13 protein-coding genes are annotated in these 13,480 nt (G+C 45.9%); 7 read left to right on the top strand and 6 right to left on the bottom strand.

The window, feature by feature from the left end; genetic code table 11:
• Window positions 1-11 precede the first annotated feature (11 nt).
• The 6 genes from PHILAsVB114_RS04530 to PHILAsVB114_RS04505 all read right to left on the bottom strand — a co-directional run bounded on the left by PHILAsVB114_RS04530 (window position 12) and on the right by PHILAsVB114_RS04505 (window position 6,003).
• A complete protein-coding gene (locus PHILAsVB114_RS04530; protein ID WP_420021975.1) occupies window positions 12-1,766 on the bottom strand; it encodes an ABC transporter substrate-binding protein in 1,755 nt (584 codons plus the stop codon).
• Between the two features lie 86 nt (window positions 1,767-1,852).
• On the bottom strand, window positions 1,853-2,128 hold the full coding sequence (locus PHILAsVB114_RS04525) for a DUF2160 domain-containing protein (RefSeq protein ID WP_095698196.1): 276 nt from the start codon (window positions 2,126-2,128) through the stop codon (window positions 1,853-1,855).
• A 2-nt stretch (window positions 2,129-2,130) separates the two neighbouring features.
• A complete protein-coding gene (locus tag PHILAsVB114_RS04520; RefSeq protein WP_204246872.1) occupies window positions 2,131-2,895 on the bottom strand; it encodes a carbohydrate ABC transporter permease in 765 nt (254 codons plus the stop codon).
• Window positions 2,896-2,984: 89 nt separating this feature from the next.
• A complete protein-coding gene (locus tag PHILAsVB114_RS04515; protein ID WP_095698194.1) occupies window positions 2,985-3,863 on the bottom strand; it encodes a carbohydrate ABC transporter permease in 879 nt (292 codons plus the stop codon).
• On the bottom strand, window positions 3,860-4,933 hold the full coding sequence (locus PHILAsVB114_RS04510) for an ABC transporter ATP-binding protein (protein ID WP_095698193.1): 1,074 nt from the start codon (window positions 4,931-4,933) through the stop codon (window positions 3,860-3,862). The genes PHILAsVB114_RS04515 and PHILAsVB114_RS04510 overlap by 4 nt, the downstream gene beginning before the upstream one ends.
• The gene (locus PHILAsVB114_RS04505) at window positions 4,933-6,003 is read right to left on the bottom strand and encodes an ABC transporter ATP-binding protein (RefSeq protein WP_095698192.1); all 1,071 of its coding nucleotides are present in this window, start codon (window positions 6,001-6,003) and stop codon (window positions 4,933-4,935) included. Before PHILAsVB114_RS04505 ends, PHILAsVB114_RS04510 begins: the two co-directional genes overlap by 1 nt.
• 269 nt (window positions 6,004-6,272) lie before the next feature.
• Between PHILAsVB114_RS04505 and PHILAsVB114_RS04500 the strand changes: the two genes are divergently transcribed.
• The 7 genes from PHILAsVB114_RS04500 (at window position 6,273) to PHILAsVB114_RS04470 (ending at window position 13,288) form a co-directional block, all read left to right on the top strand.
• Window positions 6,273-6,626 (top strand): LysM peptidoglycan-binding domain-containing protein, encoded by a 354-nt coding sequence (locus tag PHILAsVB114_RS04500; protein ID WP_095698191.1) that lies wholly within the window; start codon window positions 6,273-6,275, stop codon window positions 6,624-6,626.
• A 91-nt stretch (window positions 6,627-6,717) separates the two neighbouring features.
• Window positions 6,718-7,557, top strand: coding sequence for an ABC transporter substrate-binding protein (locus PHILAsVB114_RS04495; protein ID WP_095698190.1), 840 nt, complete (start codon window positions 6,718-6,720; stop codon window positions 7,555-7,557).
• A gap of 114 nt (window positions 7,558-7,671) precedes the next feature.
• Entirely contained in the window at window positions 7,672-8,379 is a 708-nt protein-coding gene (locus PHILAsVB114_RS04490) for an amino acid ABC transporter permease (RefSeq protein WP_095698189.1), read from the top strand.
• Window positions 8,337-9,134 (top strand): amino acid ABC transporter ATP-binding protein, encoded by a 798-nt coding sequence (locus PHILAsVB114_RS04485; protein WP_095698188.1) that lies wholly within the window; start codon window positions 8,337-8,339, stop codon window positions 9,132-9,134. The genes PHILAsVB114_RS04490 and PHILAsVB114_RS04485 overlap by 43 nt, the downstream gene beginning before the upstream one ends.
• Window positions 9,131-10,066, top strand: a complete 936-nt coding sequence (locus tag PHILAsVB114_RS04480; RefSeq protein ID WP_095698187.1) for a C-terminal binding protein — start codon at window positions 9,131-9,133, stop codon at window positions 10,064-10,066. The genes PHILAsVB114_RS04485 and PHILAsVB114_RS04480 overlap by 4 nt, the downstream gene beginning before the upstream one ends.
• A 4-nt stretch (window positions 10,067-10,070) precedes the next feature.
• The gene (locus PHILAsVB114_RS04475; RefSeq protein ID WP_095698186.1) at window positions 10,071-11,672 is read left to right on the top strand and encodes a 5-guanidino-2-oxopentanoate decarboxylase; all 1,602 of its coding nucleotides are present in this window, start codon (window positions 10,071-10,073) and stop codon (window positions 11,670-11,672) included.
• On the top strand, window positions 11,669-13,288 hold the full coding sequence (locus PHILAsVB114_RS04470) for an amidohydrolase (RefSeq protein WP_095698185.1): 1,620 nt from the start codon (window positions 11,669-11,671) through the stop codon (window positions 13,286-13,288). The genes PHILAsVB114_RS04475 and PHILAsVB114_RS04470 overlap by 4 nt, the downstream gene beginning before the upstream one ends.
• The last annotated feature ends 192 nt before the right edge of the window (window positions 13,289-13,480 follow it).

The following is a 13,480-nucleotide window of genomic DNA, read 5'->3' as shown; positions in this document are numbered from 1 at the left end:
TAGTTAGTAATTTATTTCCATGAAGCGATGAGTGAGTCATAATCGACTGTCTCAGGCTTTGGCTTTTCATTAGCTAACTTAGGTACAGGAGCTCCTGGTTGATCTAACCAGTACTTAGCATCCTTAACTGGGTTCATCTTGACACCGCAGTCTCCTTGACCTCCGCCTGCTTCAAGACGTGTGAGAATGTCGTCTTGTGCCTTTGCGAGAGCATCCATTGCTTGTTGCGCGGTCTTTTCACCGGCAGCTGCTGGAGCAATGTTTTGCCACCATAGCTGTGCAAGCTTTGGATAATCAGGAACGTTAGTTCCTGTTGGAGACCACTGAACGCGTGCTGGTGAGCGGTAGAATTCAATCAAACCGCCGTACTTAGCTGCGTTGTCAGTGAAGTATTGAGCCTGGATTGTGGATTCACGAATGAATGTCAAACCAGTGATTGACTTCTTAAGGTCAACTGTCTTGCTTGTTACGAACTGTGCATATAACCATGCAGCAGCGCGATTTTCAGCAGAGACTGACTTAAAGAATGTCCATGAACCTACGTCTTGGTAACCGAGTTTCATGCCATCTACCCAATATGAACCGTGTGGAGATGGAGCCATCTTCCACTTAGGTGTTCCATCAGCATTTACAACCTTTGGTGAGATCTCTGGATTAGAAAGATCTGCGGTGAATGCTGTGTACCAGAACATTTGCTGTGCAACTGCGCCTTGTCCAGGAACTGGACCTGACTCAGAGAAGTCCATACCACGAGCTGTTGGTGGTGTGTACTTGAACCAGTCAATGTACTTCTGGATTGCGTATACAGATGCTGGGCCGTTGGTGTCTCCACCACGAGTTACTGATGATCCAGCTGGGTTACAGCCTTCAACACGAATACCCCATTCATCTACAGGTAGACCGTTTGGAAGACCAACGTCACCGTTACCGGCCATTGAAAGCCATGCATCGGTAAAGCGCCAGCCGAGTGATGGATCTTTCTTACCGTAATCCATGTGACCATAGACCTTAGTTCCATCAATCTTTCCGTTGCCATTTACCTGTGTTGAGAAGAACTTAGCGATATCTTCATAAGCAGACCAGTTAACTGGAACACCTAGGTCATATCCGTAAGCCTTCTTGAACTGTGCCTTGATGGCTGGATCTGTGAACCAGTCATAGCGGAACCAGTAAAGGTTAGCGAATTGTTGATCAGGCAACTGATAAAGCTTCTTATCAGGTCCTGTTGTGAAGTCAATACCAACAAAGTCATCGAGATCTAGGTAAGGAGAAGTAACTTCTTTTCCTTCGCCATCGATGTAATCACTGAGTGCCAACACTGCTGTTGAACGTGAGTGAGTACCGATGAGATCTGAGTCGTTGATGTATGCGTCATAGATTGGTTGTCCAGTCTGGTATTCAGTCTGGATGTTCTGCACTACGTCACCTTCACCGATGATGTCGTGAGTTACTGTGATTCCAGTAATCTCTTCGAAGGCCTTTGTAAGAACTTCGGACTCATACTTGTGTGTGGTTAGACCTTCTGAAGCGACCTTAATTGAAAGACCGCGATATGGGGCCGATGCCTCAATAAACCACTTAAGTTCAGCGGTTTGCTCATCCTTTGAGATTGCACTTGGCTGGAACTCATCATTAATCCACTTTTCAGCTGCTGTTTCAAAAGCTGCAGTGTCTCCAGAATCGGATCCTCCGCCGCCACATGCTGAAAGCACGAGAGTGCCTGCTAGTACAGGTAGAAGAATGAACTTAGCTCTTTTTCCTAGCACTATATTTTCCTTCCTCCTAAAGCCACTCAGGTGAGTGGTTCTAACTATCGCCACAAGTTGCCCTGTAACAATTCTATTTTTTCTCTTTATCCCCACTTAAGGATTACTGCAGCAAGGGCCACAGCAAGTGCGCAACCGACATAGAGCATTCCTTCAACCAGTGCGATCCACATGATCATGAAAAACGCTGATGAAATATAGGCGATATAGACACGATCGCCGCGATCAGTTGTGATGCGAAGAAATCCTTTGCGAATACGTGGCGGACGGTAGTGACCCCAAATTGTCATGCCGATGATTAATAAAAAGGCAAAGATAAAGACAATTGCAACGGGCAGGGTCCAGACCATCCACTTAAGCATTTTTATACACGACCTAACGCAAAGCCCTTAGCGATGTATTTGCGCACGAACCAAATAGCTAGAACACCAGGGATGATCGTCATAACACCAGCGGTTGAAAGAAGTGTCCAGTCTGTGCCAGATGATGAAACTGTTCTTGTCATCGCAGCGCTAATTGGTTTGGCATCAGTACTTGTAATGGTTCTGGCAATAAGTAATTCAACCCAGCTAAACATGAAGCAGAAAAAGGCTGTGACACCGATACCGGAGCGAATCATTGGCAAGAAGATCTTGATGAAAAACTTAGGAAGTGAATAGCCATCAATGGCTGCGGTCTCATCGACTTGTCGCGGGATGCCGGAGATAAAGCCTTCTAGAATCCAGACAGCCAGAGGCACGTTAAAGAGCATGTGTGCGATGGCAACACCGAGAGTCTTATCAAATAATCCAACAGCGTTATACATGTTATAGAAAGGAAGCAAGAACACAGCAGCCGGTGCCATGCGATTTGTCAGCAACCAGAAGAACAAGTGCTTATCTCCAGTAAAGCTAAAGCGAGAGAAGGCATAGGCCGCAGGTAGTGCCAGCGTTACTGAGAAGATTGTGTTGAGTGTGGAATAGGTCAAAGAGTTCAAATAAGCCTTGTACCACATGTCTTTTAAGATGAAGTCGCGATATCCATCGAATGTAAATCTAGATGGAATGATTTCAAAGTTTCCTAAAATATCTGCAGATGGTCGCACCGACATCAGAATGAGCCATGCGACCGGAACCATCCAGATTGCCATGACAAGCCAGAAAATAAAACCTGACCATGGCAAAGATTGCTTCTTCTTCTGTGGAGAGAAGGCGCCCTTAACAAGTGTCTGTGACTTACTCATTTAGTTTTCGTCTCCTCTTCTCGATCTTGCAGCGTCAAAACGGTATAGAAGATAAAGGACATGATCTGAATGAGTAAGAAGAAGATCAATGAGTAGGCACCGGCTCGACCGACGTCGAATTGGCCAACTGCGATGTTGGTAAGCAAAATACTTGCAAAGGTTGTCGCATCTCCTGGACCACCGCCTGTAATAACAAATGGTTCGGTGTAAATCATGAAGCTATCCATGAAACGAAGAAGCAGTGCGATAAGTAAAACGCGACGAAGCTTTGGAAGCTCTACATATCTAAATATTGCAAAAGTTGATGCACCATCAATTGCCGCTGCTTGGTAATACGCCTCGGGAATTGAACGAAGACCTGCATAGACAAGCAGGGCCACAAGTGGAGTCCAGTGCCAGACGTCAACGGCCAGAATTAGTCCCCAGCCATCTTTTGGATCAGAGGTAAAGTCAAAGTCAAATAACTTATTGAGCAAGAATCCACCAAGGCCAATATCTTTGCGAGAGAAGATCAGCCATGTTGAACCGATAACGTTAAAAGGAATAATTAAAGGAATTGAAACTGCGACCAAAGCAGCCGATGCCTTCCACCCTGATTTAGGCATGATGCGCGCAATGGCAATACCTAGTGGGATTTGAATCAAAAGCGCTTGAATAGAAAATTGGAAGCTGCGCTTGAAAGCATCAATGATTAATGTGTCATTTGTGATGTCATAGAACCACTTCATACCCACGAACAAACGATTATCTGGGCTGAAAATATCTTGGATTGCATAGTTAGCAACTGTCATCAATGGAATCAGTGCTGTGAAAGAGACAACCAAAATAACGGGCAGAACTAAGAACCAGGCTTTGTTATTACGCGTTTTCATCAGTTCGCCCCCTTTGTGTCAACGGTGCCGCAGAGCTTTGAATCGCGGAATAGATATGTGCGTTGTGGGTCAAAGGCTAAGTGCGCACTCTGGCCCGCGGTAAGCGCTGAATCATTTGCAAGCTTTGCAACAAATTTTCCTTGGGCGGCGTCTGCGTGAACAAGTTTGTAACCACCGCGGTGTTCCACGCGATTAATTTTTACAGCCACACCGGCGCCAGATGAAGTAAGTGATAAGAACTCTGGGCGAATACCAATTCTCACATTGCCATTAGCAATGGCAGAGGAGCCAATCTGAGTAGAACCCACAATGACTGCGCCATCGTTGACTTTGCCATCTAAAAAGTTCATTCCAGGAGAACCAATAAAAAATCCTACGAACTCATCTTGTGGAGTCAAGAACAAATCTGAAGCGGTTCCGGTCTGCACGATATCGCCCTTGTTCAAAACAACGACTTCATCGGCAAATGTCAGCGCTTCTGTCTGATCGTGTGTGACATAGACAAGTGTGTGACGGGTGTTGTTATGCATTTCTTTCAGGCGACCGCGAAGAGTCCACTTAAAGTTCTGATCAATGACAGTTAAAGGCTCATCGAATAAAATAGCCGGCACATCTTTGCGCACAAGGCCGCGGCCAAGGCTAACTAGCTGCTGCAGATCTGAACGCAGCTTTAATGGGCGAATATCTAGGTATTTAGATATGCCCAGGAGCTCTGCGATTTCTTCCACACGAGCGGCAATAACATCTTTGGCAACGTTGCGGTTTTTAAGTGGGAAGGCAAGATTTTGGCGCACAGTCATCGTGTCGTATAGAACAGGGAATTGGAAAACCTGAGCAACGTTGCGCTTTGCAGTATCTAAATCTGTGACATCTACGCCATCAAAGTAAACACGGCCAACAGATGGTGTGAGAAGACCAGAAATAATATTTAGAAGAGTTGTCTTACCGCATCCAGATGGACCAAGCAGGGCAACAGCGTTGCCATCTTTCCATGTCAGTGAAATTGGGTTCAGTGCAAATGTTGCGCCATCATCATATGAATGGCCAACATTTTCTAAGCGGATCTCAGCCATTAGCGCACCGCCGCTGGAGCAAAGAGTGTGGTGCCAGTCTTTGGATCAAAGCCATAGACGGCGCTTCGATCAAGAAAGACAGTCATTGTTGAACCAGATGTGAAGTTTTGCGCCCCATCTAATTCAAGAACAATCTTCTGCGCATTTTCTAGATCTAAGTGAAGGTATGTGGAACTACCTGTGATCTCAGAGATGCGCACCTTGCCGCTGATGCCAATATCGTTGGCGCCAGCTGATTGCAAAGCGATGTTATGAGGGCGAATACCGAGTGTGAAAGTGCCGCCGAACTTATCGGATAAGACTCGACCGAGGGATTCAGAATTAGAGGTTGCAACGCTGGATGCAATCAGATTAAGCGGTGGATCACTCATTGCAAGTGCCACAGGTAGATTCTTTGGACGTGCATACAAATCTAACGCGTTGCCATCTTGTTCGACGCGACCTTCATTCATCACGATTGTGTGAGCTGCCATATCAAGTGCTTCTAGTGGTTCAGCAGTTGAGTAAATAACCATCATGTCCGCATCTGCAAAGATGCGCTGTAGTTCATCTCGTAATTGCTCGCGTAATTTAAAGTCAAGGTTTGCAAGTGGCTCATCCAAAAGAACTACATCACTCTTGCGTGCAAGAGAGCGTGCAATGGCTACGCGCTGTTGTTGTCCACCTGAAAGAGCAGATGGCTTGCGATCTAGTAACTCGGTAATACGAAGCATCGCTGCAACTTCGTGCACGCGGCTTTCTATCTCTTCTTTTGAAATCTTTGGCTTTAATACTCGAAGAGGCGATGCAATATTGTCAAAGACACTTAAGGACGGATAGTTAATAAATTGTTGATACACAAAAGAAACAGAGCGATCTTTTACCGATGTCAGACCGACATCGACACCATTGACGCTGACGCTTCCGGAATCAGTTTTGATCAAACCTGCCAATGCGCGCATAAGAGTTGTCTTGCCGCTAAGAGTTGGACCCACTAAAACTGTGATGCCAGGGCTCGCAGTGAAAGAGATGTCATCTAGAAAAACTTCGCCGTTATGTAGCAGCGTTAAGTTCTTGGCAACTAATGACACAGGGCCGATCTCCTCTCACAGGGATTTGGCAGGATCTTGTAGGGGCAATCTAGGCGTGTTACCCAGCCCTTGGAAAGGGTTATTTTCGCCCAGAAGGTAACGTTTAGGTCACGAGGGATAGCCCTCACGCTGAGCGTGAGCGTGGAAAATATTCAAACAAATGTTCGAAAATAAGTTGAATTTGTCAGTGGGTGGGGGTATGGTTTTCCTATCGAACAAGTGTTCGAAAAACCTTCCCCAAGGTTTTACCCGCAGCAGGAGTAAAGACCATGAGTACATACGCAGCTAGCTTTAATTCAATTACTGCACCGACCATTCCGTCCGGCCTAAATCGCCGAGGTCGTCTTGCTCGTTTTCTCGTGGTGCTTTCTCTGGCTGTGGTTTTGCTAGCCGCACTTGCCTATAAGGCAGGGGCTGGCGATGTTGCAACAGCTGGTGTGGTTTCGGGCAGTTCTAATTATGTTGTCTTGACTGTGGGCAGTGGGGATTCAATTTGGTCAATCGCACACTCTGTGGCCGATGGTCGAGATGTCCGCGAAGTTGTCGATGCCATCGTTTCAGCTAATTCCTTATCTGATGGCGCAGTATCGCCCGGACAGAAGATCCGCGTTCCGCTGGCATAGATTCACAGAGTTTTTCACCCCAAAAAGCATTGTTAAAGGTGCAATAGCGACATAAACTCGCCGAAACCAATTAGGTACGGGGGGAATGTAAGTGAAATCTAAGAAATCAATCATTGCGGTTTCGGTCGCAACCTTGGCGCTTGTGCTGGGGTCAGTATCGCCAGCTAATGCAGATTGGAAAGCAGATCTTGTAACAAGTGGAACTCTTACCAACTGTATCGATCCTGAGTACCCACCAATGGAGTACTACTCAAATGGAACTTCAGGAAAGATCATTGGATTTGATGCTGATTCATCAGCAGCACTTGCAAAAGAACTTAAGTTAAAGATTAAGCAACTTGCAACATCATTCGATGGACTTATTCCTGCACTTAACGCAGGTCGATGCGACATCGTCTGGACTGCGCTTTATCTCAGCAATAAGCGTTTAGCTGTTGCAGATGGTGTTCCTTACCTAGAAACAGGTGCGGGCGTTGTTGTTGCAAAGGGAAATCCAAAGAAGATTACTGACTTGTCATTCTCTCTCTGCGGAAAGCGCATGGCTGCACAAGGTGCATCAAGTAATGAAGGTATTTTGATTGCTCAGAACAAGGTCTGTTTAGACACAGGTAAGAAAGGAATTGCAATTTCTTCTTATCCAAAGGTTTCAGAGACAGTTGGTGCACTTCTAAACGGTAAGGTCGATGGACTCATCGAAACTGACGTCGGATGCGGTGACATCGTGAGCAAGAATTCAAAGCGTCTAGAAGTTGCTAAGGGATACTTCCTTGGTGATGTTCAGTTCGCTGCTTACATGAATAAGGGCGCAGCTCTTACTCCTGTAGTTCAAAAGGCCGTTGAGAAGTTAATCAGCAACGGAACTCTTGCCAAGATTGCTAAAAGGTATAACTTGGATCCAGAGAAGCTCACCTCTGTTGGTGCGCCAATCTAAATCTCGAGTTATCCTCGGGACTAGGGGTAGTTAAAAATAAAGTGATGCTGGTGGGCAAACCGCCAGCATCACTTTATTTATCATCTAAAGTAGTTTTTAACAGAAAGGGAGAAGATGGATTTCGAGAGCAAGTTATTTTTTGAAGTTCTATTCTCCGGAGCCTTTTTAAAAGGTGCCGCTATTTCATTATCCCTGGCAACGCTTTCGCAGTTCTTTGCAATTCTCTTTGGTTTCTTTTTAGCCATTTTCCGACTAGGCAAGAACCCAGTGCTTAAATCATTTGCTGGGGTTTATATCTGGCTATTCCGCGCGATCCCAGCGCTTTTATTACTACTTATTGTGTGGAATGCGCTTCCACAATTAATTCCCGCCTTGCGCCAAGAGTGGTACAGCCCATTCTTAGCAGCCCTACTTGCATTGTCGTTGCTTGAAGGTGCTTATATGGCCGAGATTTTGCGCTCATCAATCATGAGCGTTGATGAAGGACAAGCACTTGCTGCACGTGCACTCGGAATGACACCAACGCAGGTAATGCGCAAAGTTGTTATTCCACAACTTACTCGTATTGCCATACCACCGACTGCCAATGAATACATCGGAATGATTAAGTACACATCGTTAGCATCTGTGATTTCACTTCAAGAGCTGCTGACGCGTGCGGGCAATGGTGTTTCTGCAACCTTTAGATACGTTGAGTATTACGCAGCGGCACTTATTTATTACTTAGTTATTGTCTCTATCTTGATGATATTGCAATCGCGTCTTGAAAAGCGATATGCATGGATTTCTACAACCAAAAAGAGCGGGAAGGTTTCCAAGTGAGCCTGATTGATGTTCAAAAAGTCGAGAAGTATTACGGCGACAATCACATTCTTAAAGGTGTTGATTTTAAAATTAACGCAGGCCAAGTAAAGGCGATTATGGGTCCTTCGGGATCAGGTAAATCGACACTTTTGCGTCTGATTGCGCTTTTAGAGCCAGTGCACTCTGGAAAGATTTTGTTTAATGGTGATTTAATTGCGGGAAATTCTGATGGTTCCCGTGCAAAACCAGAGAGTGAAAAAGTCTTGGCTCTTCGCCGCCGCGGAATCGGAATGGTTTTTCAAAAGTTTAATTTATTTCCACACTTAAGCGCTGTTGAAAATGTGATGTGCGCGCTGACCACAGTGCAGGGTCTTGATAAGAAAGATGCACGTAATCAATCAATTCATATGCTCGAACGAGTGGGATTGGGCGATCGCATAACATTTTTCCCTTCGGAATTATCAGGTGGTCAACAACAGCGTGTCGCAATTGCTCGAGCCCTTGTTTTAGCACCGCAGTTGATGCTCTTTGATGAGCCAACGAGTGCTCTTGATCCAGAGCTTGTGCGCGAAGTGCTCAAGGTGATGGAGAAGCTTGCCGAAGATGGCATGACAATGCTTGTTGTCACTCACGAAGTTGGCTTTGCCCGCCGTGTGGCTAATGAAGTATTGATGTTTGATGAGGGCGAGATTGTTGAAGCGTTGCCACCGGATCAATTCTTTACTAATCCATCTCACGAGCGCACGAAGAAGTTTTTGGAACACGTTCAATGAACCGCTTAGCGGTTTATACAGACACTGATGATCTAGATCCAACTGAGGGCATAAAGCTCCTCAAAGCTGCAGGCTTTGAGGTGATTAAGCTTGAAACGCATGATCAAAAAGAGATAGCAGAAGTTGCAAAACACGCAGAAGCGCTCTTAGTTGGCTATGCCACTATTTCAAAAGAGTTAATCGATGAACTAGAAAGTCTTGAAGTCGTTTCGCTGCTGAGCACCGGTACAGATAATGTCGATACGAAGGTGTTGGCAGATCGCAATATTTCATTATTCGCACTCGGTGGAGTCGCTTCAGAAGAGGTTGCTTCGCACAGCATCGCAATCACTTTATCGATGCTTCGTGGCGTAGATAAATTTGCAGCCGCTGCGCAAAGACTTGAATGGTTTAAGACTCCGTATCCAGTTGTACCACCGCGCATTTCTACATTGAAATTAGGTGTTCTAGGTTTTGGTCGCATCGGCCAATTAATAGCTCGCTATGGCGCACCGATGTTTGGCTCCGTGATCTTTCACGATCCATTTGTCAGCCAATCACTAGATCCACAATTTAAATCCGTCAGCTTTGATGAGTTAGTTAAAGAATCTGATGTGCTCTCAATTAATGCACCTGCAACAGCTGAGAACAAGTACTTATTTAATAAGGATTTATTTGCAGCGATGAAACCAGGTTCATACCTAGTAAATGCATCTCGTGGTTCAATTGTTGATTCAAGTGCACTCGCAGCAGCACTTAAGTCTGGGCACTTAGCAGGCGCGGCGCTAGATGTGATTGATGGCGAACCAGCAAAGGCTGATAATCCATTACTAAATAATCCAAAGGTGTTATTAACGCCTCACGTTGCCTATCTTTCACAATTTACACAAAAGGCTTACATTACGGTTCAGGCACAAAACGTCATTGACTTCTTTAACGAAAAGGCAGGATAGATAGATGAGTTTCGGTAGCGAAGCAATGAAGTTGCTAAAGCAATATGACGTGGACACAATTTTTGGTATTCCAGGTGTGCACACCATCGAGTATTACCGCGGTATTACAGAAAGCGGCATCAAAGGAGTAGTTCCTCGCCACGAACAAGGCGCAGGATTTATGGCAGATGGATATGCGCGTATTTCAGGCAAACCAGGGGTCTGCGTATTAGTTTCCGGCCCCGGTGTTTTAAATGCTGCAACACCTATTGCACAAGCCTGGCATGACTCGATTCCGATGTTGGTTCTTGCAGCAAGTACAGAATCAGAGCTCAGTGGAAAAAATCGCGGACCATTACATGATGTTCCAGATCAAGCAGGGTTTTTCACTCAGCTGACCGATGCCAGTGTGACTGTTACTGATCCTGATCAATTCTCAGAAGTTGTTGCCACAGCCTTTGCCAGTTGGTCTGTTAATCGAGCACGACCTGTGCACATATCTGTGCCATTTGATGTCTTAAGTCGCGACATTGCGCCAATGAAAAAGTTAAGCGTTGCAGCTGCGGTGCGCACACCAACAGATTCTGATATTAAAAAAGTAGCGGATGCAGTTAAGTCAGCAGCCTCTGTTGTCATTATTTGCGGTGGTGGTGCAAATCGTGCGCATCGCCAGATTCAAGAGTTAGCAGAAAAACTACAAGCACCAGTTATTACAACGGGCAACGCTCGTGGTTTGCTGCCAGATAAGCACCCACTCAATGCCGGAACAACTCTGCCATTTACTGGGGGACAGGCACTGATTGCATCGGCTGATGTGGTGATCGCAATCGCTACAGAATTTAGTGATGTGGACATTATTTATACGGGCAAGCGAGTGGGCCAGCCTCGTTTAATGATTCGAGTAGATCTAGATACAACGCAATTGCAATCTGGGCTCACAGCTGAGATCGGTGTTGTTTCAGATGCCGCGCTCTTTGCATCAGCTCTTACACAAGCGCTCACCGATAGTGGTTTTGTGAGTAGCAATCAAGGAGCACCGGCTGCAGCTGCACAAGCGCGCGCAGATATTGGTTGGACGAATCAATCTCGCTCGCACTTTGCTTGGCTAGATGTCATCAATGAGCAGATGCCGGCAAATGCAATTGTTTCCCTGGATTCAACGCAGTTGGCATACACCGCCCATCACTACACACCATGGTCAACTCCATCTCGTTGGCTTGCACCATATGGACTTGGAACGCTAGGCCCCGCACTTCCTATGGGAATTGGTGCGAAAGTGGCAGCGCCAAAAGATCCTGTTGTCATCATTGCTGGAGATGGTGGAGTTCTCTTTACTATTTCAGAGTTAGCAACGGCTCGAGATGTCAGCGGAACAATTGTCACCATCATTTGGGATAACGCAGGCTATGGCGAAATCCGTGATTCATTTGATCGCGCCAAGGCTGATCGAAATGGCGTGGATATTTCATCCTTTGATCTAACAGATGTTGCTAAAGGTTTTGGTATGAATGCATCTCGCGTGCGCACTCCGGATGAACTGCGCACACAATTTAAGAAAGCGTTATCAATGAACACACCGAGTGTCATTATTGTTACTGAACCAGGATCTCCGGCGGATAAAAAATGAAAGTTTTCATTAACGCGCAGATTATTTCTCCAACCGTAGAACTACCAGTAGGTGCCGATGCCATTGCAGTCAAAGATGGCATCATCAGTGCGATTGGAAAAAGTGCTGAGTTATCTGCTGGTGCAACAGAAATCATCGATCTTAAAGGCGCAGTGCTCTTGCCAGGATTCGTCGATCCCCATGCACACCCATTGATGTATGGACAGATGATGGATTGGGTCGATGTTGGACCTAGTAAAGCTAAGAACATCACCCAGATTATTGAGATATTAAAAAGGGAAGAAGCAGCACTGCCAGCAGGAGTTCCACTTCGAGCCTTTGGGTATGAACACCGCAATTTAGAAGAAGGTCGACACCCCACGAAAGAAGATATTGATCAAATCAGTACTACTCGCGAAATTTATGTCATGAATGCAAGTGGTCACGGCGGGGCAGTAAACACATTAGTCCTTGAAAAAAGTGCGATTACAGCAAAGACACCAGATCCTAAAGGCGGCGCTTTTGAGCGTGATGCAAGCGGAAATCCCACAGGTGTTATCTGGGATGCGGCGTGTGACATTTTAACTGGAGATGCCGGCGTGAAGGTCACAAATCATGGACCTAACTTTCACTTACCTGATACCCAAAGTGTTCTTACAAAACAATTCTTGCAGGCACAACACGAATTCATTCGCCATGGCGTGACATCAGTGGGCGATGCCCAAGTCAGCCAACGAGAATTTGATACATATAAGGATGCAAAGAAAAATGGTGCGCTCAAGGTGCGCTATTCAATGTATTTGATTTCATCCCAAGTTGGACACGCTAAAAAACTTAGTCAAGATGCCGCAATTGATAACACAATGCTGACAGCAAATGGAATCAAGATGTATGCCGATGGCACCTTAGGCGGCTGGACTGCATACTTTCCAGAAGGATATAAAGCAGATAAGAATAGAACTGGTCAGCTCTATCACGATGCGCAAGAGTTTGAATCAATATTTCTCGATTGTGCGACACAGGGCTATCACATTGCCACACATGCCCAATCACCGACTGCAATCGGAATGGTTATTTCATCTGCTCGTGCAATGCGCAACAAAGAGATTAAAAGTGTTAACGGTGCTTTTCCAATTGTGCGAATCGAGCACTGTGGTTTGCCACAAGAGAAGCAATCACATGAGTTACATGATTTAGAAATCATTGCGGTGAATCAACCTATCCATCATCACAACTGGGGCGATGGTGTTGTCACAGCTGTTGGCAATGAAATTGGCGAGCGCTTTAATCCACTTGGTGAATTCGTAAAAAATGGTGTCAGCTTTGCTCTTTCTTCCGATGCTCCAGTGGGTAAACCAAATCCATTTGAAGCGATGGCAGCTGCTATGGATCGCTTAACTGTTCACGGAACAGAACTTGGCGCCAATGATTTAAAAATCGATGCCAGAACCGCTCTGATTGCCCACACAATGGGTGGGGCCAAGGCCCTGGGTAAGGCCGATCTGATCGGCAGCATCGAAGTGGGTAAGTACGCAGACTTTGCTGTTGTCGATGCCAACCCGCTTGCGGCAGGGCCTGCGGCCATGCGCGCAATCACGGTTCTAGCGACCTACCTAGGCGGGCAGCGCTCCTTCTAGTCGGCTTGCACCCTGCGACACGCGGGGGTGAGCGCAATGTGCCATCAATACAGGCAAACTCTCAGGCAATCCTTTATGGTTTCCACTATATGTAGGGGTTGAAACGAGAAAACTTTCCATAAGTAGTGTTTTTACGGTAAAGTTCTCACTCCGCTCAATACATCGGATTTTTCAAAATAGTGGGATTTAAGA

This window comes from Candidatus Planktophila limnetica (genome assembly GCF_002288365.1).
In the GTDB taxonomy this organism is placed as follows: domain Bacteria; phylum Actinomycetota; class Actinomycetes; order Nanopelagicales; family Nanopelagicaceae; genus Planktophila; species Planktophila limnetica.
This window is presented reverse-complemented; position numbering and strand designations above follow the sequence as displayed.